The organism is Nakamurella lactea DSM 19367, assembly GCF_000426645.1.
Lineage (GTDB): Bacteria > Actinomycetota > Actinomycetes > Mycobacteriales > Nakamurellaceae > Nakamurella > Nakamurella lactea.
Genome location: NZ_AUFT01000023.1, coordinates 16,370 through 38,998, shown reverse-complemented (window position 1 = coordinate 38,998; position 22,629 = coordinate 16,370). Strand labels below are relative to the sequence as shown.

Below are 22,629 nucleotides of genomic sequence, written 5' to 3'. Positions count from 1 at the left end.
CGATGGCAGCGATGAGGGCGCCGTCGGCACGTCTCCCCGATCCGAGTCGCGTACTCGGCACACACATCGTCGGCGCGGATTCCAGTTCGGCGGGGGTTTGAGATCGGCCGCGCCAAGAGTGCGCAAGAGCCCCGCTGCCTGGCCGATCCAGGACAAGCCCACTACGCATGCGGGACAACCCCGCTACGCATGCGGGACAACCCCGCTACGGCTACCTGCGCAGGACCAGATGCTGGTAGGCCCAGATCAGGTCGGACAGGGCGGCCGAGTAGTCGTGGTAGCTGCTCGTCGCTGCGTCGAGCGCCTCGGCTGCGGAGACCGCGGCCTGCAGCCTCACCCAGGACTTCGGGGTGACGTCGCCCTGCTGGACGGCCTGCGCCGTCGGCAGCCAGTCGGCCAGCTGCTTGATCACCTTCCACTGCAGCTGGTCTGCCGACGCCCGCAGCACTCGCAGGGCCTCCTTGACCTGATCCGCAGTGGCGGCCGGATCAGCAGCGACCGCCTGAGCTGCCTCGAAAGCCCGGGTGAAGACACCGAAATCCGTTGCGAGATAACGGCTGCCGTCGGCGGCGAGACCCGTGTACTTCGTGATCGCCGCGTGCAGCGCCGTCTTGTCGACTGCGTAGCCCAGCGCGAACCAGTCGAGGTTGCCGACGTACGGCTGGCTTGCCGTCGGCGTGCTCTGCAACGCGAAGTAGATAGCGTGGTTCCCGGTGAGCTCCGCCGGGAGCGTCACGGTCGCCGTGCCGTAGGTGCCCCACCCCGAGCCGGTGGCCGGGAGGTCGACGGTGACGAAGGGGTCGCCCGTCATCGAGTCGACGTAGACCGCGAGCTTGGCGTCGGCCACCCTGCTGGTCGGCGCGTCGTAGCGCACGCTGAGCGTGGTGGCGTGATGCGACCCCAGGTCGACGCCGGAGTACCGGACCCACTGTCCGTTCTTGGTGCCGGCCAGCTGGCCACCGACGCTCCCGGCCTCGGTCTTGAGGTCGGCACCCGAGTAGTCGACACCGGAGACGAGTCCGGAGTCGGCGGCATTCAGCATGCCGTAGCCGCTGCGGATCGACTCGAACTGAACGGCTTTCGCAGTCTCGGTGGTGTCCGCGGCGGCCCGGAACTGGAACCAGTCGAGGTTCGCGATCCAACTCTTGCCACCGGCCAGGTCACCGGTGAAGACGAAGTAGACGTCGTTGACGCCGCCGAGCCTGGCTGCCTCGTCCGAGGTGAAGGTGTGCTCGAGCGCGGTGTAGTTCGCCCAACCGTTCGTGGTGGGCAGCGCGATCGTGGTGACCAGCGGGCCCGTCGCCGATCCGGTGTGGATCTCCACGGCGGAGTTCGCCGACGCGGTCCCGGGGTTGTGCGAGTAGTCGATCACCACCGACTGGAGCGGGGAAGCGGAGAAGTCGAGCCCGCGGAACGCGAGCCACGACCCCGGCGCGACACCGCCGACATCGGTTCCACTGCCGCCACTTTCCGTCTTCAGCGTCCCACCGGACCACAGGTCGTTGCTCTCGGCCTGCAGCAATCGGTAACTGTCCCCGCCGATCTGCAGGCCGCCGACGGCGGCCCGCAGGACGGCGAGCGCGGCTGAGAGGTCGTACTCCGACGATGCCTTGTCGTCCAGCGCCGCCTTGGCGCCGGCGACCGCGGACTCGAACGTAGCGAACGAGCCGGCCGAGTAGCTGTCGGCGGTCACCAGCCGCGCGTCGTCGAACAGTGCCTGCAGGTCGGCGCGCGTGGTGCTCGGGACTGCGAGGGTGAACGGGTCGAGCGCCGTCGTTCCGGCACCGGTCAGCTGGGCCGCGGTGGCGCCGCTGAGCGCGGTGTCGGCGAGCAGCATGGTGAAGTGCGGGCTGGAGTTCGACGGGGTTCGCAGCCTGCCGACGAAGGTGACGGTGGCGGTGCTGGCACCGGTCTTGGTGACGCGGACGTTGATGCCGGGATCGAGGCCGGGGAACGTGATCGCATTCGGGAGGGTCCCGTGCTGCTTGCCGGCGAACGTCACGCCGCCGCTCAGCTTCAGATCGATGCTGGTGTGCACCAACCCATTCGCACCCACGGCGAGGGTGGTTGCGCTCGGCGTGACGCGAAAGCCGGCGAAGCGGACCTTGAGCAGCACCGCCCGGTCGGCGTCACTCGGCGGGGTGCCGGCGAAGGCACCGGCGGCCAGCGTCACGGCGAGGTTGTCGGTCGAGTCGTCGACCAGCTGATGATCCGCCCGCCCGGCGAGGGTCAGGTCCATCGTGCTCGGCCCGGTCTTGGTCGCCGTCAGCGTCAGCCCCTTGGGCACGCCGGTGGCCACGACCTGAGAGGTCAGGTCGGCGCCGACCGCGCCGACGAACGTCGTTCCGCTGACCTGCACCGGGATCGGGTTGCCGATCGTTCCGTCGTTCGCGTCCGACTCGGTGAATACCTGCGTCGCCGTAGCGACGGTGTCCGACGGGTAGTACAGGGCGCTGCTGACGTGGTCGTTCAACGAGTCTGACGCGAGACCGTCTGCGCCCCAGGAAGAAGGGCTCGGGCCCATGGTGAAGTGCAGCACGCCGCCGGCGTTCATCTCGGCGGCGGTCAGCCAGGTCCGGTTCAGCGCCCGACCGTTGAACGTCGCGCGCTGGATGTAGTGGTTCGCTGTGCTGACGCCGGGCGCCTCGATGGCGAGGTCCTTGCCGCCGGGGTAGTGGATCGTCGTCCGGTCGAAGATCGGCGTGCTGATCTGGAAGGAGTCGCCGCCGGCCATCACCGGATAGAGGCCGATCGCGCTGGACACGAAGTACCCGGACATCGTGCCGGCGTCGTTGTCCATCGTCTGGAGCATGCCGTCGGGCGAGTTCTGGAAGACCATCCGCTTGCCAGGGGTGGTCTCCCCGTTGCCGTCGGCCTTGTAGCGCACGCAGACCGGTTCGGTGACCGCCCGGTAGGTCCAGTCCTGCGTACGCGAGGGCTGCCCGACGTAGTTGAACAGGAATGGCGCGTGCACCGAGATCTCGTTCGCGAACAGGTGAAGGTTGCGCGAGCAGTCGTCCGGTGCCTGGTTGCCGAAGAAGAAGTTCACCGCCTTCGCGGCGTCGTCCTTGCCGCCCATCATCTCGACCATGCCGCCGAGATCCTGGGCGTCGTACCAGTTGTACTGCCAGAGCGTGCCCTGGTAGAGGCCGCTGCCCGAATAGCTCTCCGGGTCCTTCACGGTGAAGCCGGCCGTGTCGCTGTTGCTGGAACGCGGCATCATCAGACCGACCTGGTCAACCCCGGCGGCGACGCCGGTCGCCGCTTTCGCGTGACTGTCGTTCCGCAGGGCGTCTGAGTCGAACGCCTTGGCCCAGCGCGCACCCTCGGCACGGTACTGCTCCGCCTCGGACGTCTTGCCGATCGCATCGGCGATCACCGACAGGCCGTACGCGTCATACGAGTAGCCGAGGACACCGCCGTTGACGGAGTCGAGGTTCGTCAGACTCGCCGAATTCCCGGTCTGCGCAACGAGTGCGGGGTACGCCTGCTCGAGGCCCTGCAGCTGGACGCCCTTGGAGATCGCGTCGGCCACCACCACCGGGGCGCGCTCCCAGCGCACCGTCGGGACGGACTGCAGCAGTGCCTTGACGGACCCCTTGCCGCTCGTGGTCACTTCGGCGTAGAGGTCGACCAGCGACTGGACGACGTCGCGGTAGACGTCGGGATAGACCGAGGCGACGGCCGCGTACTTGTGGAAGTCGTCCCACAGCGACCACGAGTCGTAGTGCGTGTAGCCGTCCGCCGGGTAGATCACGCCGTCGGCCCCGCGGTAGGTCCCGTCGGTCGAGGTGGCGTTCATCGGGGAGTCGGCGAGCCGGTAAAGATGCGTGTAGAACTCGGTTTTCAGGTCGCCGGTCGGGTCGTTGGTGGTGGTCGCGTCGACGTCGACCTTGCCCAGGCGGGCGTTCCACTCGGCCTTGGTAGCGGTGCGGATCTGCTCGAACGTCTTGCCGCCGACCTCGACGGCGGCGTCGCGCTGCGCTTGCTCGGCGCTGATCGGCGAGAGGGTCACCCGCAGGCCGACGTGCTCCCCCGCCGCGGCATCGAAGTTGAGGATCGCTCCGATGTCCGTGCCGTCCTGAGTGGTCGCGGTGGAGCTGAGTCCGGCGGTACCCCAGGTCTGGACGGAAGAGGTCGGGACCGTCGTCTCCGCGTAATAGAACAGCCGGTAGGCCGAGTTGTAGAAGAAGCCGGTGAACGACCCCGAGATCGTTGTGTTGCCGTCCGGGCTGGTGCCGATCTTCAGATCGGTTGCCTTACGCCCGTTTCCGGTGTGCTGGAGATCGACGACGAGCGACGCGTTGCCCGCGGAGCCGAAGGCGTAGTCGTGGACGCCGGTCCGCGTCGCGGCGGTCACCTGGGCGTCGATGTCCTTGCCGGACTCGTCCAGACCGACCTGGTAGTAGCCGGCCGTCGCCTTCTCGTCCTTGACGCCATCGCTGCTCCGGATCGACTTGCCGTAGCTGCTGGTCGAGGGACGCGACGTGTAACTCTGATAGGTCGGTACGACCAGGACGTCGCCGGCTCCGCCGCCACCGCCGACGCCGTCGAGGGCGACGTTGGTGAAGCCCAGCAGTGTGCCCGCGGTGTACTCGTAGCCGACATGGTTCCCGGACGTCGTGGTCGGGGTGACGGTGGCGAGCCCGTATGGCGCGAAGGCGCCCGGCCCGTCCTGTCCGTGGTCGCCCTGCGTCCCGATGAACGGGTTGACGTACTGCGCGTAGTCGGCGTCGGACGGGTTGGTTGTGCCGGTCGCCGCCTGTGCGGTACTCACCGGGCCGGCCAGCGGCGCCAGGATGACGGACGCCAGCAGCGCGAGCACCGCAGGCACCGCAGCACGTCGCGAGTGCGGACTGCGAGCAGATCGGCGTAACCTCAAGGCGGACCTCGCGTCCGACAACGTTGTCATGGCAGGAAATGTACGCACTCGCCGGATGTGCGTCAAACCCTCTCACCGTCACGGCGGCGCTAATCTGGACCGGTGGCCTCGGTCAGTGTCCGGTACATCGTCGACAACGTGGCTACCGCGTTGCGGTTCTACTGCGACCAGCTGGGCTTCACCGAGGTGATGCATCCGGCCCCGTCCTTCGCCATGCTCAGCAGGGGCGAACTGCGGCTGGTGCTGAGCGCGCCGAGCGGACAGGGCGGCGGCGGCCAGTCGATGCCGGACGGCACCGTGCCCAAGCCCGGCGGCTGGAACCGACTGATGCTCGAAGTCGACGACCTCGAGGCCACCGTCTCTGCCCTGCGCACGGCCGGGGCGGCATTCCGCAACGAGGTGGTGGAGGGCATCGGCGGGCGGCAGATCCTGGTCCAGGACCCGTCGGGCAACCTGGTGGAGTTGTTCCAGCCGACCCGCGACGAAGCGCGGCTCGAGCCGGGCCGGGCCGCCAGGTCGTAACCGGCGGCGCCGAGATCACTCGTCCCACACCTGCACGAGGGTCTGACGCGAGAACAGGCCACCGGCGGTTTCCGCCAGGCAGGAGCAGAGCCGGTGACCGCAGCCAGGTCCGGTACCGGCCGAGTCCGTGTCATCTCCGTCATCCGCGTCATCCGCGCGACCTGGACGTACGGGACAACCCCGCTACGCCCACGGGGGTGCGGGACAACCCCGCTACGCCCACGGGGGTGCGGGACAACCCCGCTACGCCCACGGGGGTGCGGGACAACCCCGCTACGCCTACGGGGGGTGCGGGACGGCTGACCAGGATCGTTCACGCCCGGTCACCCCGCATTCTCCAAGTTCCACCGACCGGCTCTTGACCGCCCGGTGAGCAGCGTGTAGTTCTGACCTGATTACGAAAGGTTCTTACGAATAACTGTGACAACGTGGAGGGCGCAACCATGCCGGCCAACATCGCAAACCTGCTCGGTCACCGTCGAGGAATCCGTCGGCTGCTCGGGGTGGGAGTCGCCGCCGCGGTGGTGCTCGGCCTGGTCACCGCACCGGCAGCCGCCGCGGCCACCGGGCCGGATCCGTCGCTGACCGCCGCGACCTCTACGGCACCGACCACGACGTCACCAGCAGCACCGTTTGACAGCCGGCCCGCCGCCGACGCGGTGAACCGGCTGATCGGCAGGCATCGGGCATCGCAGGTCAGCCTGCGTGCGGTGGCCAAAGGTGCTGGCCCCGACCACTTCCGGGTCTACGCCGACCAGGGACGACTCGTCATCGAGGGCACCTCGCCGGCCGTACAGCTGACCGGGTTCGGGTACTACCTGCGCACCGTCGCGCACGCCGACGTCTCGATCAACGGCTCGCAGCTCGACCTGCCCCAGCAGCTACCGCTGCCGGGCAGCCCGATCGAGAAGAACTCCTCGGTCGACAACCGGTTCGCGCTCAACGACACCAACGAGGGTTACGCCGGTCCGTACCTCAGCTGGGACTCCTGGCAGCACCGGATCGATGTGCTGGCGCTCCACGGCATCAACGAGGTGCTGGTCTACGAGGGCCAGGACGCCGTCTACCAGCAGACGTTCCAACACTTCGGCTACTCCGCCCAGGACATGCGGAACTGGATACCGCAGCCCGGGCACCAGGCCTGGTGGCTGCTGCAGAACATGTGCTGCACCGACGGCCCCATCTCGCAGCAGCTGATCGACCAACGCATCCAACTCGGCCGGCAGATCACCGACCGACTGCGCAGTCTGGGGATGACGCCGGTGCTGCCCGGCTACTTCGGCACCGTGCCCACCGACTTCGAGGTGCGCAACCCCGGAGCACACACCGTTGTACAGGGCACCTGGAACCAGCTCGAGCGCCCGGACTGGCTCGATCCGACCGATCCGCTGTTCGCCCAGGTCGCCGCCACCTTCTACCGTGAACAGACCGAGCTGTTCGGCCCGAGCACGATGTACAAGATGGACCTGCTGCACGAGGGCGGCAAGGCCGGTGACGTCGACGTTCCCGACGCGTCCCGGGCAGTCCAGCGGGCGCTGGAGACCGCACACCCGGGCGCGATCTGGACCATCCTCGGCTGGCAGAAGAACCCGCTGCCGGCCACCCTGCAGGCGATCGACCGGTCGAAGATGTTCATCGTCGACGGCATCACCGAACAGCCCAACATCACCGACCGGGACGCCGACTTCTTCGGCACCCCTTGGGCATTCGGCACCATCTGGAACTTTGGCGGTCACGTCAACATCGGAGCCGGGCTGACGGTCTGGAACGAGAAGTTCCACGCCATGCTGAGCAAGCCCGGCACCGCGATGAACGGCATCGCGCTGATGCCGGAAGCAATCGACAACAATCCGGCGGCCGTCGCCTTCTTCACCGACCTGCCCTGGGAGGACGCCCCGGTCGACCTGCACAACTGGTTCGACGACTACGCCACCGCCCGCTACGGCGCGGTGGACCCGCACGCGAGCGCCGCCTGGCGGACGATCGCCGACACCGCCTACAGCTGGCCGGCCGGCAAGGACACCCGGCACGTGACCGGTCTGTTCGACGACCAGCCCGGCCTCGGCAACACCGGAACCCCGCTGCAGTACGACATTCCGACATTTGACAGCGCCTTGGGAGAACTCCTGCAGGTCGCCCCGCGGCTGCGGCACTCGGACGCCTACCGCTACGATCTGGTCGACGTGGCCCGGCAGGTGCTGGCCAACCACAGCCGCTTGCTGCTGCCGAAGATCAAGCAGGCCGCAGACAACCGCGACCTGACCGCCTTCCGGCGGCTCACCGGCCAGTGGATGGATCAACTGCATCTGATGGACCGTCTGCTCGGCACCGACAGCAACTTCCTGCTGGGTAGCTGGCAACAGGAAGCGGCCCGGCAGGCGGCCACGCCGGCCGAGAATGCCACCCTGCAGTACAACCTCAAGTCGCTGGTCACCCTCTGGTCGGCCGACTCCGACCTGCAGGACTATGCGCGCCGCGAATGGAACGGCCTGGTCGGCGATTACTACGGATCCCGCTGGCAGCAGTACTTCGACAGCATCTCGACCTCGATCCGGACCGGGAAAGCACCGGCGGTCATCGACTGGAAGGCGGTTGCCGAGAACTGGGCCCACGCGGACACCCGGTTCCCGTCCCATCCGCGCGGCTCGGCCTACGCGCTGGCCACCGAGATCGCCGGCATTCCGGCCGGGGAGCTGACCGTCGCCGCCGGGCAGCGCGGCATCTCCCCCGGGCAGTCGGCCACGGTGACCACCACCTTCACCAACAAGAACGTCAACGAACCGAGCGGCCGTGCCCGGGTCAAGCTGCAGGCACCCGCCGGCTATCGGGTGACATCGACGGGCAGCACCGCGGGCCGGGTCCCGGCGGCGGGCACCCTGGTCACCGAGTGGACCGTCAGTCCGCCGGCCGATGCGCCGGCCGGCGCCATCGCGGCCATCACCGCGACCGCGGACTGGTCGTCGGGCCGACGCACCGATACCGCCACGGCCGCAACGTCGTTGCTGATCGGCGGGCCGGTCGGCGCACCCTACGAGACGATCGCCTCGACCGACGCGGTCTTCGCCCAGCCCGCCGGTGGCATCGCGATCGCCGCCGGTGGCGACGACCTGTGGAAGCAGACCAACGAGTTCGCGGCCGCCTACCGCACCGACGCGCTGACCGACGGGCAGGCGGTGGCAACGACCGTGACCCAGCAGGACGGACCGTCGCCGTACACCCGCTCCGGGCTGATCGTCAGCAACGACCTGTCGGTCGACCGGTCAGGTGGATACGCCAATCTGGCGATCACTCCCGGGCACGGCTGCATGCTCAGCTGGGACTCCGACGGTGACGGACGACTCGACACCTACCGTGAGACAGGCGGTTTCGCGCCGGTGGTGCAGTTGCGACTGCGCAAGGACGACGACCGCTTGATCGGGTCGTGCAGCAGCGACGGCAAGAACTGGTCGGTGGTCGGCACCGCGACGCTGACCGATGCCGCCGCCACCCTGGACGTCGGGCTGTTCGTCACCGCGGTCGATCGGTACTACGGCCAGCAGGCGATCGCCTCGTTCACCGACCTCACCCCGGCGGCGGACACCCCCAGGGACGGATCGGCCGACCAGCTGCAGAGTGTCGGCAAGCCGGTCACGGCCCTGGACGCCGAGGCCGGTCACCCGGCGACCGCCGCCAACGACGGCAAGCGCACCAACAGCCCGTACTGGGGTGGCCCGCTGAGCCTCGGCAGCACCTGGTGGCAGGTCGATCTCGGTGCGGTGAACGACGTCTCACGGATCAACGTGCGCAACTACGTCGACGGGACCCGGTCGTACACCTACCGGCTCGAGGGCAGCCTCGACGGCAGCACGTTCTACACCCTGGGCGGCAAGAGCAACGCGAATGCGGCGACCGACGCCGGAGACACCGCCGTCACCGAGGCCCGCGCGCGGTACGTGCGGGTGGTCGGCTTCAGCAACACGGCCAACCCCACCTTCCACCTGACCGAGGTGAGCGTCTACGGCACCCCGGTGGGCTGACGGGTCGGAACGCCGTCAGCGACCGACCGTCGGATCCTCCGGCGGCTTGAGCACCAGACCGTGCGCGCCGGCGAACAACAGCGCCTGATCGAGGTCGATGATCGCCCCGGCGAGCTGCGCGCTCACCCACAGCGCTGCGTCCGACCGGGCGCCGCGCAGATCACTCTCGCGCAGATCCGTTCGTCCGGTGCGGGCGCTGGTCAGGTCGGCACCGGAAAGATTGCACCCTTTCAGGTTGGCCCCGGTCAGGTTCGCCTCGCGCAGCCGGATGCCGGACAGATCGGTGCCGGCCAGCTTCTCGCCGGCAAATGAGGTGAGCGTCAGGTCGCAGTCGGTGATGGTGATCGGCACCATCCGGCAGTCGGTGAAGGTCGACCCGGTCAGCCGGCAGCCGTCCAGCACACTGCTGTGCCAGGCGGTCCGGTCGAAAGTGCAGCCGGTGAAGCTGCTGGTCCGGTGTTCGCTGCGGTACAGCTCGGCATTGACGAACGTGCAGCGGTCGAAGGTCACCTTGCTCGTGTGGATGCCGGCGAGGGTGGCGCCGTCGAAGTCGCACTCGGTGAAGGTCACGCCGTCCAGCCGCAGCTCCCGCAGGTCGACCTCGACGAAATCCTCGTTCCGGTAGGACTTCTCGGTCAGGTCCATCAGTCCAGCCCCCGACGGGTCAGTGGAAGAAGTGCCGGGTGCCGGTGAAGTACATGGTCACCCCGGCCTCGTTCGCGGCATCGATGGTCAACGAGTCGCGGACCGAACCGCCGGGCTGCACCACTGCCCGGATCCCGGCGTCGAACAGCACCTGCGGCCCGTCGGCGAACGGGAAGTACGCGTCTGATGCGGCCACCGAGCCGGCCGCATTCTCCCCCGCGCGCTCCACCGCCAGCTTGCACGAGTCGACCCGGTTCACCTGGCCCATCCCGATCCCGACGCTGGCCGCCTCGCTGGCCAGCAGGATCGCATTGGACTTCACGCTGCGGCATGCCCGCCAGGCAAAAGCCAGGTCTGCCAGGGTCTTCCCGTCGGCCGGCTCGCCGCAGGCGAGCGTCCAGTTCGCCGGGTCGTCGCCCGGTGCGTCAATGCTGTCGCGGGTCTGCGCGAGAATCCCACCGGAGATGGCCCGGAATTCCCAGGGATCCGGCACCGCGCCCTCGGGCATGGTCAACAGCCGAAGGTTCTTGCTGCGCTTGAGGATCGCGGCTGCGTCGTCGTCGAAGGCCGGCGCCAGCACCACCTCGGTGAACACGTCGGCGATCTGCTCGGCCAACGCTACGGTGACCGGCCGGTTCACCGCGATCACTCCGCCGAACGCGGACACCGGATCGCAGGCCAGCGCCCGGCTGTGTGCCAGCGCCACCGCATCGTCGCCACCACCTGGGACGGTCGCGATGCCGCACGGGTTGGCGTGCTTGATGATCGCCACCGCCGGGTCGGCGAAGTCGGTGACCACCCGCCAGGCGGCGTCCACATCGACGTAGTTGTTGTAGCTCATCTCCTTGCCGTGCAGCTGGGTCGCGGTCGCCAACCCCGGCCGCCAGTGCTTGTACAGCGCCGCGGACTGGTGCGGGTTCTCGCCGTACCGCAGCGTGTGCTGGCGCTCCCAGGTGGCGCCGGTCCACGCCGGGAAGCCCTGCTGGTCCGGGCTCAGCACGGTAGCCATCCACGACGCCACCGCAACGTCATAGGAAGCGGTATGCGAGAACGCCTTGGCCGCCAACGCCTTCCGCTCGGCCAGGCTGAAACCGCCGTCGTCCAGCGCCGTCCGCACCGACGGATAGTCGGCCGGATCCACCACCACTGCCACGCTCGGATGGTTCTTGGCTGCCGCCCGCACCATCGCCGGACCGCCGATATCGATCTGTTCGACCACGTCGTCTGGACCCGCGCCGGACGCGACGGTCTCCCGGAACGGGTAGAGGTTCGAGACCAGCAGGTCGAAGGGGGCGATCCCCAGGCCCTCGATCGTGCTCAGGTGCTCGGGAATCCTGGTGTCGGCCAGCAGCCCGGCATGGACCTTGGGATGCAACGTCTTCACCCGGCCGTCGAGGATCTCGGCGAAGCCGGTGACGTCCTCGACCGCTGTCACCGGAACACCAGCACCGGCGATGGTGGTGGCCGTCGACCCGGTCGAGACGATCTCGACGCCGGCATCGTGCAGGGCCTGCGCCAGCTCCGTCAGCCCGGTTTTGTCGTACACCGACACCAGCGCCCGGCGGACCGGCCGCACTCCCTCGTCGCCCTGCCGGGCGGAGGCGGTGGGTTTGGTCATGGGATGGAGACCTTTCTGCCCTGGATGGTCCAGCCCTGGCGGGCCAGCCGTCCGACCTGATCGACCAGCTGCCGACGTTCGGCGACCTTGATGCGTTCGGTGAGGGTGTGCACGTCGTCGCCGTCCTCGACCGGCACGGCGACCTGCGCCAGGATCGGCCCGGTGTCGACGCCCTCGTCCACGAAGAACAGCGTGGCGCCGGCGATCTTCACCCCGTAGGCCAGGGCGTCGGCCGGTCCGTGGATGCCGGGGAACGACGGCAACAATGCGTTGTGGGTGTTGAGGTACCGGCCGGCGAACTCGCGCAGAAAGTCCGCCCCGACCAGTTTGAGGAATCCGGCCGAGATCACCAGCTCGGGTCGATGCGCCGCCAGCCGGGCGGTGAGGGCGCTGTCCCAGGCCGCTCGGTCCGGATGACTCCTGACCGACTCGACGAAGGTCGGGATGCCGGCGCGCTCGGCCAGCTGGAGGCCGCCGGCAGCCCGGTCGGACCCGACCACGACCAGTTCGATGCCGTAGTCCGGATCGCGCTGAGCCTCGATCAGAGACTGCAGGTTGGATCCGCCGCCGGAAATCAGCACGGCAACCCGGAGCCGACCGTCGCCCGGGGCCCTGCCGACCCTGCGGGCGCGGCTGACGTCGGGTTCGATCACAGGCATCTCTCGTCTCGAATTCAGCTGGTCTGCTGGAACTCGATCAGCCTAGTGATGGCGGTCTGCGGCATCCTCGGGTGGGTCGGCTGTCTCGACGGAGTCATCCTGAGAACTCGTCTCCAGTTCACCGGACTCGGCCCCGGAACCCGCGATTTCCGCGACTGGCGACGGGTTTTCCGGATCAGCGGGAGGTGACACACCGGCGGTGGCTGCGGCCGTGGCGGCCGCCTCGACGGCCGGCCGGTCCACCCACTGCACGGTTCCCCAGCCGGCGACCGCGGCGATGGTCAGCGACACCGCGCCGAGTCCGCCGAAGGTCACCGCGCCGATACCGGCCACCGGGACCCCGAGATGGGCCCACGGACTGCCGACCACACCGCCGGCGGAGACGATGGCCAGCATCATCATCCCGACCGCGGCCACCGCGGACGCCAGCAGCGCGGCGATCATCCGGTCCCGCCTGGTGCCCAGCCGACGCACCGTCATCCAGCCGATCAAGACCGCGGCGGCGACCGGGAAGATCAACAACACCAGCCCGGCACCGGACACTCCGCCGGAGTCCGGGACGGCGGCGAGCAACGGCAACGCCGGCAGCTCGATCCCGGTGGTACCCAGCGGCGAGTAGGTGCCGACACCGATCTGGAACCCGATCCCGGTGACGTAACCGGCCCCGGCGATCACAGCGTTCGGCAGGAAGGCGATGGACAACAGCACCATGCCGATACTGTCGCCGACCGACGGCGCCGCGATCGACGACAGGTCGATGGCGGTACCGAACGAGGTGATCAGACCGGCCGCCGTCGCCACCGCTCCCCCGGCCACCACCAGCAGCAGAGCGGCCCCGCCGGCCCGGACCCCGGCCCGGGCCACCAGCGGCGCCCGACCTCGCCACCACCCCCGCCATACCGTGGCCCGCAGCATCACCCCGAGCGCGGCGGCCACCACGCCGAGCAGGACCGGCGCCCAGCCTCGGCCGACGTTCGACGCCGCGCCGGCCGGTGCCAGGGCGGCGATCACCGCGGTCAGCACCGCGCCGTAGACCAGCCCGACGACCAGGGCGCCGACCAACTCGAGGGCGGGCCCGATGCCGGGCGTCCGGCCACGGTTCGCAGCCGAGGCGACCAGCACGAAACACACCGCGGTGAACGTCAACGGCGGCAGCGTCAGGACGATCCCGCCCACCGTCGGCGGCAGGAAGTTCGCGGCCCCCAGGCCGGTGACCGCCGCCCGCACCACCTCGGTGGCCGACCCGCTGGACGGGGTGATCGCCCAGATCAGCAATCCGACACCGCAGGCGAGCAGCAGTGCGGCGACGACCGCGGCCAGCGCCCGCACCACGCAGACCGCCAGGTGCCGACCCACCGGCGCCGTGATCGGGCCGGCGGCAGGCGGGCTCGCAGATGCCGGGGACATGTCAGCCACTTTCACACGAACGGTTCACCGACGGCGCCGGACACACCGGTGGCGACGAAGGGGCGCGCCCCCATGGGAGGCGCGCCCCTTCGTCCTGTCGGCAGCCGTGCTGGCCACCACTCAGAAACGGACCTGCTGGGTGACGTCGGGATTGTCGTCACCGTTGTCGTCGTGCTTGGCCAGGTCCGGCGCCCCGGCGCTGTCGGCCGACTCCGACGCGGGAGCACCGTAGGACGGTGCGTCGTTTCCGTAGGAGGGTGCGTCGTTCCCGTAGGACGGCGCGTCGTTCCCGTACGAGGGCGCATCCGCGCTGTGGGTCGGCGCGGACCCGTACGGGGACGCCGAGGGCTCGGGCTGACTCGACGGCGCATCCGCCGACGGTTGGCCGTAACCCTGGCCACCGACGGGTCCGTAGCTGGACGGACCGGACTGCTGGCCGTACTGCGGCTGACCGCCCTGCGGCGGGCCGCCCACCGGACCGCTCGGCGGGCCACCGAACTGCGGACCGGAGTGCTGTCCACCGAATTGCGGGCCACCCTGGCCCGGCTGGCCGTAGCCACCCTGACCGACCTGGGAGCCGAACGCCTGCGGGCTGAGCTGGACGCTGCCGTCAGCCGCTGCCTTGATCACGCCGGCGTCGAACAGCCACAGCACCACGGCGGCGGCGGCCTGCAGGAAGCCGAAGATCAGCAGCAGGACGATGCCGATACCACCGGCACCAGAGGCGATGATCAGGGTGAACAGCGCACCCAGGAAGCCCACGACGGAGATCGCGGCGACCGCATAGGAGGCCTGATGACCCTTCGGCAGCAGCGGACCGACGGCCAGCAGACCACCGAGCAGGAGGATCAGTGGCAGCCAGCCGAGCGCGCTGCCGTAGACCGAGGTCGAACCGTAGCTGGAACTGGTGGCCGGCAGGAACCCCCAGATGAAGTTCAGGACACCGAGCCCACCGACCACCAGCGGCAGGATCTTGCCCAGGTCCATCGGCTTCTTCGGGGCGGCCGGCGGCCCACCGAATCCGGGCCCGCCGGGGCCACCGTGACCGGGGCCACCGGGACCACCGTGGCCGGGTCCACCGGGGCCGGGACCGCCTGGTCCGGGGCCCCACTGCTGCCCCGGTCCGGGCTGGCCGCCGTAGGGACCGGGCCCGCCCTGCGGAGCGCCCCCCTGCGGGGGACCGTACGGAGCACTCATGACCTACCTACCTCACTTGGCGTGTTTCGCTTCTTGCTTCTGTCTGGTACCCACTCGTTGCGTAACTTACCGTGTCCGCACGTGCAGGGTCCGATACTCGCCGGAATGACGGAGGGCCGGCACCCCGCGGGTGCCGGCCCTCGATCCGGGACGAGCAACGACTCAGCCGAGGACCTCGCGCAGCAGCCTGGCGGTCTCCGACGGGGTCTTGCCGACCTTGACGCCGGCCGCTTCGAGGGCTTCCTTCTTGGCCTGGGCGGTGCCGGCCGAGCCCGAGACGATGGCGCCGGCGTGGCCCATGGTCTTGCCCTCGGGCGCGGTGAACCCGGCGACGTAGCCGATCACCGGCTTGGTCACGTGAGCCTTGATGTAGTCGGCCGCGCGTTCTTCGGCGTCGCCGCCGATCTCGCCGATCATCACGATCGCCTTGGTCTCCGGGTCGGCCTCGAACGCCTCCAGAGCATCGATGTGGGTGGTGCCGACGATCGGGTCGCCGCCGATGCCGATGGCGGTGGAGAACCCGAGATCCCGCAGCTCGTACATCATCTGGTAGGTCAGCGTGCCGGACTTGGAGACCAGCCCGACCGGGCCCTTGCCGGTGATGGTGTGCGGGGTGATGCCGGCCAGCGACTCACCGGGGGTGATGATGCCGGGACAGTTCGGCCCGATGATCCGGGTCTTGTTTCCCTTGTTCTGGCAGTACTGCCAGAACCACGCCGAGTCCTGCACCGGGATGCCCTCGGTGATGATCACCAACAGCGGGATCTCGGCATCGATCGCCTCGACCACCGCGTCCTTGGCGAAGGCCGGTGGGACGAAGACGACGGAGACGTCAGCCCCGGTCTTCTCGATCGCCTCGGCGACCGTGCCGAACACCGGCAAATCGACATCACTGCCGGCCGAATCCTTATGGGTGACGGTGGTTCCGGCCTTGCGGGCGTTGACCCCGCCGACGATGTTCGACCCCGAATCCAGCATCAGCGCGGTGTGCTTGGCACCCATCCCGCCGGTGATGCCCTGGACGATGATCTTGGAATCGGAGTTCAGGTAGATAGACATTGTTCGTCCCTTACTTCGCGGCGGATGCGGCGGGCTCAGCGGCCTTGGCAGCGGCCAGATCTGCGCCGCCGTCCATGGTGTCGGCCAGGGTGACCAGCGGGTGATTGCGCTCGGTCAGGATCTGTCGGCCGAGTTCGACGTTGTTGCCGTCCAACCGCACCACCAGGGGCTTGGTGGCGGCGTCGCCCAGCAGGTCGAGCGCGCCGACGATGCCGTTGGCGACCTCGTCGCAGGCGGTGATCCCGCCGAACACGTTGACGAACACCGCCTTCACCTGTTCGTCGCCGAGAATGATGTCCAGCCCGTTGGCCATCACCTGCGCGTTCGCGCCGCCGCCGATGTCCAGGAAGTTGGCCGGCTTGACGCCGCCGTGCTGTTCGCCGGCGTAGGCGACCACGTCCAGCGTCGACATCACCAGCCCGGCGCCGTTGCCGATGATGCCGACCTCGCCGTCCAGCTTGACGTAGTTGAGGTCGTTCTCCTTTGCCTTGGCCTCCAGCGGATCCGCGGCGGCATTGTCGGCCAGGGCGGCGTGATCGGGGTGACGGAACTCGGCATTGTCGTCCAGGCTGACCTTGCCGTCGAGCGCGACGACCTTGCCCTCGCCGTCCTTGACCAGCGGATTCACCTCGACCAGGGTGGCGTCCTCGGCGACGAAGGTCTTCCACAGACCCTGCAACACCTCGATCACCTGGTCACGGACCTCGGCCGGGAACTTGCCGGCATCGGCGATCTCGGCGGCCTTGGCGGCGTCGACACCGGTGACCGCGTCGACCGCGATCTTGGCCAGCGCGTCCGGGCGTTCCTCGGCCAGCTGCTCGATCTCCATGCCGCCCTCGTGGGTGGCCATCGCCAGGTACGTGCGGTTGGACCGGTCGAGCAGGAAGGAGACGTAGTACTCCTCGGCGATCTCGCTGGCCGGGGTGATCAGAATCTGCCGGGTGACATGGCCCTTGATGTCCAAGCCGAGAATGTTGCCGGCGTGGGTACGCACGTCGTCGATGGTGGCGGCGAACTTGACGCCGCCGGCCTTGCCGCGACCGCCGATCTTGACCTGCGACTTCACCATCACCGGCAGGCCGAGTTTCTCGGCAGCGGCGACGGCATCATCGACGGTGGTGACGACGGCGCCGGGCGGGGCCGGAACTCCGTGGGCGCTGAACAGTTCTTTGGCCTGGTACTCGTACAGGTCCATCTGGTCTCCCGGTGGTAGACGAACGGGGCGGTCCGGCAGCGGTCGCTCCGACGCCAGGAAGAATGAGCGATCAGCCTTCCAGCCGGGCAGAACCGGTCAAGCCATTGACCGTCGGACTCACCCTAACGAGCACCGGGTTTGCGGGCGAAATCAGTGACGGGTGAGGTTCCCCACGCCATGCGCCCCGCAGACGGGCCGGCTCAGCCCTCTTCTTTCATCGCGTCCCGGACGTTCTGCCTCAGGTCGATCACCGAGGTCTTGACCGACCCGATCGCCGTATGCACACCGTCGAGGATCTGCTGCACCGTCTCGGCGTTCTTCTTCCACCCGGTGTGGATCGCGTTGTAGAACTCCATCTCGTCGCCGTCCCACTCGCTCTTGACCCAGGTGACGAAGCCATCGAGATCGGTCAGCGTCAGCCCCAGGTCGGTGATCAGCGTGCCGAGCGAGGTCTCGACGGTGCCGGCCTTGTCGGTGTCGAAGGCGAATACCCCTGCTGTGGTCATCTGTCGTCCATTCCTGTGACGTGCATCCGGTGACGTGCGCGCACAGTGCCCACGACTGTGGTCGCGCCCGTTGGTCCGACGCTAGCGCTCCCGGTTCGGTTTCCGCAGGCCATCCACATGGGGAGAAATCCCCATGTGCACAACTCCGGCAGCCGGTCAGCGCCGGCGGCCCTTCGGCCGACGCTTCGGCTCCCGACTCTCCCCACGCTCCCGACTCTGCCCGCGCTGCTGACCAGCCCGACCCGATGGGCCTGGCTCGGCCTCGATCAACGACGGTGGCACCGCGGCCGGTGCCACCCTGCTTGCCGACCACCACATCACCGGCGCGCCGGCCAGCAACAGGACCACGACCACCCACCCGGCCACCGTGCCGGCGCCGGTGGCGAACCCGGCATCGGCGCGCAGTCCGGCCGGCGGCAGCACGTAACAGAGCATCACTCCAGCGGCGCCGGTGAGGGCGCCGAGCGCGATCCAGCCACTGCTGCTGCTGGCTCCGACCACCAGCGCGACCAGCACCGCTACGAGCACCGCCCAACCGGCCCACGAGCTGTCGGCACCGAGACTGAACAGGGCAGCGGTGGTGACGCCGCCGCGCTGCGACAACGGCAGCGCGAGCGCGATCACCGTGACCACCGCGAGTCCGGCCGCCAGCCGCCGCCGCAGTTGGGCGCTGGCCTCGGCGGCGTCGTCGTCACGTACCGAGGTGACCTCGTCCAGTTCCCTGGCCAGCGCCAGTCCGGCCAGCACCGCGGCAACCAGCGCGAGGGTGGCGGCGACCAGCGCACACCACATTCCGGGGCCGATCGACCAGTGCGCCACCGTGGCGTCGACCAGCGCCCGCTGTTCGGGGGTCAGGCTGCCGCCGGACAACGCCAGTTCCGCCTGATCGGTACCAGACCGATACTCGCCCAGCAACGAGATCGGTCGGGCCAGCGCCCAGACGGCCGCGCCCCAGACCACGGTGAGGGCGGCCCGGCCGGCTCGGCCGGGCCCGCTGCGGCCGATCAGGGCGACGGCGCCGGACAGCACCAGGACGATCCCGGCGACCAGGAACGACAGCCCGGTCGAGTCGTTCGCCAGGTCGCCCTGGTCGGTGACGGTCTGCACCGGTCCGCGGCCGCCGAAGACGTCGAGCCACCGGCCGACGACCAGCAGCACCCCGGCAAGCAGCCCGAGAACTGCTGCCGCCCAACGGAATCCAGTCGACCCGGCAGCAGTGTCCCGCGCCGCACCGTCGGATCCGACGCGGGATCCGACACCCTCGGATCCGACACCGGCGCTGCCCGGCACCGGGTCGGACGACCGCCAGCGTGCCCGGGTCAGCAGGCCGGCCAGCAGTAGCACCACTGCGCCGGTCAGCACCCCGACCACCGACGACGACACCTGAACCGGCGCGTCGGTACCCGCCACGACCAGCGCGGTGATCGCCGGGACGGCGACGGCCACCGCGATCCCGCCGAGCAACGACACGGCAACGGTGCGCGGCAGCCCGCCGGCCACCACCACCCCGCAGAGCGCGACGAACGCGAGCAGGAACGGCGCGATCACCGTTCCGGCGTCGCTGCCCGGAACGAACAGCATCATGTCGATGTAGCCACCCGTGTAGGTGGCCTGGATCGCCGAGAATCCGAAAATGGCAATCGCGATGAACCCGACGGCGAGCATCTGCATGTTCCGGACGGCGGGCGCCGGACCGACCGATCCGTCATCGGACCGCCACGGGTCGCCGTCGCCGTCGCCGTCGCCGTCGCCGAGGTCGTGACCCTGGCCATCAACGTCGCCGTGACCGACGAACCCACTCCCCCTGACGCCGTCCGCCGAGTCGGGCAGCACCGCACCGCCGAGCTCCCGGATCGTCCGGGCCAGCGCCCGGGCGGCCAGCGCGCCGGCCAGCACGGCGAGCAGATCGGCGAGCACCAGCACCCAGCCGCCGGCCCCGGTGCGCAGCGGGAATGCGGTGGCGGACAACGGATACAGCAGCTCTGGCCGGGCCACCGATTCCGGCTGCAGCAGGACGAACAGATCGGCGAGCAGCCGGGCGATCCCGGCGATGCCGGCCCCGGCCACCAGCGCCAGCCCGGCGATCGGCCGGATCGCGGTGACCAGCACCGCCAGCACGCCCGGAAGCAGGGCCACCCAGGCGGCCGATCCGGCGGCGCCGAGGGTGCCGGGCACGTGCGGGGTGGCCACCCCGATCACCGCGGCCAGCCCGGCCCCGAGCCCGGCGACCAGCAGCAGCACCGACGTCAGCCACGCCGCGGGGGTCGCGGCGCGGGCACCAGCGGTCGCTGGAACGCTTGCTGTGGTCGGCACCGCTCGACGGTAGCAATCCGGCACCCATCGGCGCCGTTCTCGCGGTCCGACCGGCCACCCACCGGCAGCGCCGGTGGACACTCGTTGCGAGCTCGTCGACTACCTTTCGGAGCTGTGATCACCCCGCTGGCGATGACCCTGCTCGGCATCGGGCTGCTGCTGGCCGCCTGGACCGGCCTGCAGGCCTACCGCCGGCGACCGGCGAACGCCCCGCAGATCGTCACCGCGATCGCACTGACGGCGGCCCTGGCCGTGCAGTCGGTGATCGGCTGGTTCCGGATGACGGCCGACATCCCGCACGACCGGGTGACGTTCATCGCTTACTCGATCGGCATCCTGCTGCCGCTGCCGCTGGGCATCTGGGTGGCCAGGCTGGAGCGCACCCGCTGGGGATCGATCGCGTTGTGTTTCACCGCCGTGGTGGTCGCGGTGATGACGCTGCGGCTGCATCAGCTGTGGCAGGCCGGCAGCTGAGCGGGCCGGTTCGGCTCGGACCCAGAAGACGAGGACACTGGTCGCCATGACCGTCGAGCATTCCGGTGGGACCGGGACCCCCGAACCCGCCACCGTCCGTCCGGCCGCCGGCGACCCGACCGACACCGCGCCCACCGACGGCGCCCAGCCGGAGGACCTGAACAAGGGCCCGCGCCGGGTGCTGGCCACCCTGTACGGAATCTTCGCGCTGGCCGCGGTGTCCAGGGCCGGGGTGCAGATCTCCACCCGGTTCGACGATGCCCCGCTGGCCTACTCGCTGTCGCTGCTGTCCGGGCTGGTCTACGTGGCCGCCACCGTCGGGCTGACCACCACCCGCAGCTGGTCGCGGCCGCTGGCCTGGACCGCCTGCGCGGTGGAACTGGTCGGGGTGCTGGTGATCGGCACGTTGTCGCTGCTGGACAAGGCGGCGTTCCCGCACGACACCGTCTGGTCCCGGTTCGGCTCCGGTTACCTGTTCATCCCGGTGATCCTGCCGCTGCTCGGCCTCGGTTGGCTGTTCGCCACCCGGCACCGCGGCGAGGTCCCCACCCAGGTAGCGGAAAGTTGACCAGGTAGCGCGAACCTCACGCCGTCTCGCTCCAACATTCCGCTACGCCTCGGGCACCTCCCGGGCAGATGTCGGCTGACGAAACCATTGCGAAACTCCCGCTGGCGGTGGAAACTTACGCCAATCCGAGCTGAGGGAGAGAAATGTTCCGTCGCACCGCGATCACCGTCCTGTCCGTCGTCCTGGCCACCTCAGGCCTGACCGTCGCGGGTACCGCCGCGGCCACCACTGCCACCGCGGCGGCCAAGCCCGGCACAGCGGCCCAGCCGGCCGACGAGACCGCCAACAAGATCACCACCAAGCACTGGAACGGAATATCCGGCCTGCTGCACGGCCGGTGGTCCGGCCTGCTCCCCGGTCTGGGCGGCGGGCTGCGGCTGAGCCCGATCGGCAGCCTGCCAACGCGTGAGTACACCGACCCGTTCGGTGACGGATCCCCGGTGAACTACCAGTACGGGAGCTGGACCTCCCCGGTGATCGAGACCGGTTATCCGATCGACGAATCGGTGTCCTCCTGGAACGCCAGCACCCCCACCGGCACCTGGGTCGAGACGACCTTCCGCGGCCGGCTGGCCGACGGCACCTGGACCAAGTGGTACGTGATGGGCCGCTGGGCCTCCGGCGACGACTTCGCGGCCGGCGACATCCACCGCACGTCGTTGGACGACCAGGGCGACGCCAACGCGAACATCTGGACCGACACCTTCTCGGCCAAGACCGGGCACGAGCCGGTGGCCTACCAGACCCGGGTGACCCTGCTGCGGCCGGTCGGTAGCCACAGCTCGCCGGTGCTGGACGGCATCACCACGATGACCAACGAGTACCTGCCCACCGTGACCTCACCGACGACCAGCGCCTTCACCCTCGGCCGCCAGGTCGAGCTGAACGTCCCGCCGTACGCCCAGAACATCCACGCCGGCGAGTACCCGGAATTCGGTGGCGGCGGCGAGGTCTGGTGCTCCCCGACCTCCAGCACGATGGTCCTGTACTACTGGGCGCAGAAGCACCGCGCGCAGCGCGTTCCGGCCGCCGAGCTGGCCGGCATCGTCGCCCCGAACGGCGACCCGCAGGTCGACTACGGCGCGATCAACACCTGGGACTACACCTACGAGGGCAGTGGCAACTGGCCGTTCAACACCGCCTACACCCACCGCTTCGGGTTGACCTCGTTCGTCACCCGGCTGCGGTCGCTGGCCGAGGCCGAGAAGTTCATCGCCGCCGGGATTCCGGTGATCACCTCGTTGTCCTGGAGCCTGAGCGAGATGCCGGAGGCCGGGTACTCGACGAACGGTCACCTGATGGTGATCGTCGGCTTCACCGCCGCCGGCGACCCGATCCTCAACGACCCGGCGTCCAACAGCAATGCCAACGTGCGCAGCATCTACACCCGCAAGAACTTCGAGAAGGTCTGGCAGAAGGCGACCGACGGCATCGTCTACATCAACGTGCCGAAGGGTATGCACCTGCCGGCGAACATCCCGGGGGTGACGAAGAACTGGTGACGACCGTGCCGGTGACACAGAACCGGTGACACAGAACTGGTGACAGAGCGAGCCCGGGCCGCGGCC

Annotated in this window: 15 protein-coding genes; 5 read left to right on the top strand and 10 right to left on the bottom strand. The window is 69.4% G+C overall.

What is annotated here, in order from left to right; translation table 11 throughout:
• Window positions 1-211: 211 nt before the first annotated feature.
• The gene (locus tag K340_RS34580; RefSeq protein ID WP_029138009.1) at window positions 212-4,834 is read right to left on the bottom strand and encodes a GH92 family glycosyl hydrolase; all 4,623 of its coding nucleotides are present in this window, start codon (window positions 4,832-4,834) and stop codon (window positions 212-214) included.
• 150 nt (window positions 4,835-4,984) lie between these two features.
• Here K340_RS34580 and K340_RS0119975 point away from each other — a divergent pair, with 150 nt between their 5' ends.
• Window positions 4,985-5,404 (top strand): VOC family protein, encoded by a 420-nt coding sequence (locus K340_RS0119975; RefSeq protein WP_029138008.1) that lies wholly within the window; start codon window positions 4,985-4,987, stop codon window positions 5,402-5,404.
• 443 nt (window positions 5,405-5,847) lie between these two features.
• Window positions 5,848-9,420, top strand: a complete 3,573-nt coding sequence (locus tag K340_RS31770) for an alpha-N-acetylglucosaminidase TIM-barrel domain-containing protein (RefSeq protein WP_051266974.1) — start codon at window positions 5,848-5,850, stop codon at window positions 9,418-9,420.
• A 15-nt stretch (window positions 9,421-9,435) separates the two neighbouring features.
• Here K340_RS31770 and K340_RS0119965 read toward each other — a convergent pair whose 3' ends face one another.
• The 9 genes from K340_RS0119965 to K340_RS0119925 all read right to left on the bottom strand — a co-directional run bounded on the left by K340_RS0119965 (window position 9,436) and on the right by K340_RS0119925 (window position 20,019).
• On the bottom strand, window positions 9,436-10,065 hold the full coding sequence (locus K340_RS0119965; RefSeq protein WP_037365880.1) for a pentapeptide repeat-containing protein: 630 nt from the start codon (window positions 10,063-10,065) through the stop codon (window positions 9,436-9,438).
• A gap of 19 nt (window positions 10,066-10,084) precedes the next feature.
• Window positions 10,085-11,683 carry a bifunctional phosphoribosylaminoimidazolecarboxamide formyltransferase/IMP cyclohydrolase gene (gene purH, locus K340_RS0119960; protein ID WP_051266971.1) on the bottom strand — a complete coding sequence of 533 codons (1,599 nt, stop codon included), beginning with the start codon at window positions 11,681-11,683 and terminating at the stop codon, window positions 10,085-10,087.
• Window positions 11,680-12,342, bottom strand: a complete 663-nt coding sequence (gene purN, locus K340_RS0119955) for a phosphoribosylglycinamide formyltransferase (protein ID WP_084614686.1) — start codon at window positions 12,340-12,342, stop codon at window positions 11,680-11,682. The genes purH and purN overlap by 4 nt, the downstream gene beginning before the upstream one ends.
• A gap of 42 nt (window positions 12,343-12,384) precedes the next feature.
• Window positions 12,385-13,749 carry a cell division protein PerM gene (locus tag K340_RS0119950; RefSeq protein ID WP_029138004.1) on the bottom strand — a complete coding sequence of 455 codons (1,365 nt, stop codon included), beginning with the start codon at window positions 13,747-13,749 and terminating at the stop codon, window positions 12,385-12,387.
• A 120-nt stretch (window positions 13,750-13,869) separates the two neighbouring features.
• A complete protein-coding gene (locus K340_RS36755) occupies window positions 13,870-14,946 on the bottom strand; it encodes a DUF5336 domain-containing protein (RefSeq protein ID WP_154674375.1) in 1,077 nt (358 codons plus the stop codon).
• Window positions 14,947-15,108: 162 nt separating this feature from the next.
• The gene (gene sucD, locus K340_RS0119940) at window positions 15,109-16,005 is read right to left on the bottom strand and encodes a succinate--CoA ligase subunit alpha (protein WP_029138003.1); all 897 of its coding nucleotides are present in this window, start codon (window positions 16,003-16,005) and stop codon (window positions 15,109-15,111) included.
• Between the two features lie 10 nt (window positions 16,006-16,015).
• On the bottom strand, window positions 16,016-17,200 hold the full coding sequence (gene sucC / locus K340_RS0119935) for an ADP-forming succinate--CoA ligase subunit beta (RefSeq protein ID WP_029138002.1): 1,185 nt from the start codon (window positions 17,198-17,200) through the stop codon (window positions 16,016-16,018).
• Window positions 17,201-17,400: 200 nt separating this feature from the next.
• A complete protein-coding gene (locus K340_RS0119930; RefSeq protein ID WP_029138001.1) occupies window positions 17,401-17,706 on the bottom strand; it encodes a WXG100 family type VII secretion target in 306 nt (101 codons plus the stop codon).
• Window positions 17,707-17,862: 156 nt separating this feature from the next.
• Window positions 17,863-20,019 (bottom strand): hypothetical protein, encoded by a 2,157-nt coding sequence (locus tag K340_RS0119925; RefSeq protein WP_029138000.1) that lies wholly within the window; start codon window positions 20,017-20,019, stop codon window positions 17,863-17,865.
• Between the two features lie 114 nt (window positions 20,020-20,133).
• Between K340_RS0119925 and K340_RS0119920 the strand changes: the two genes are divergently transcribed.
• The 3 genes from K340_RS0119920 (at window position 20,134) to K340_RS0119910 (ending at window position 22,563) form a co-directional block, all read left to right on the top strand.
• Window positions 20,134-20,493, top strand: coding sequence for a hypothetical protein (locus K340_RS0119920; RefSeq protein ID WP_051266968.1), 360 nt, complete (start codon window positions 20,134-20,136; stop codon window positions 20,491-20,493).
• A gap of 46 nt (window positions 20,494-20,539) precedes the next feature.
• Window positions 20,540-21,061, top strand: a complete 522-nt coding sequence (locus tag K340_RS0119915; RefSeq protein ID WP_245599653.1) for a hypothetical protein — start codon at window positions 20,540-20,542, stop codon at window positions 21,059-21,061.
• Between the two features lie 143 nt (window positions 21,062-21,204).
• Complete coding sequence (locus K340_RS0119910) at window positions 21,205-22,563, top strand: C39 family peptidase (protein WP_211229556.1); 1,359 nt, start codon at window positions 21,205-21,207, stop codon at window positions 22,561-22,563.
• Window positions 22,564-22,629: the final 66 nt, after the last annotated feature.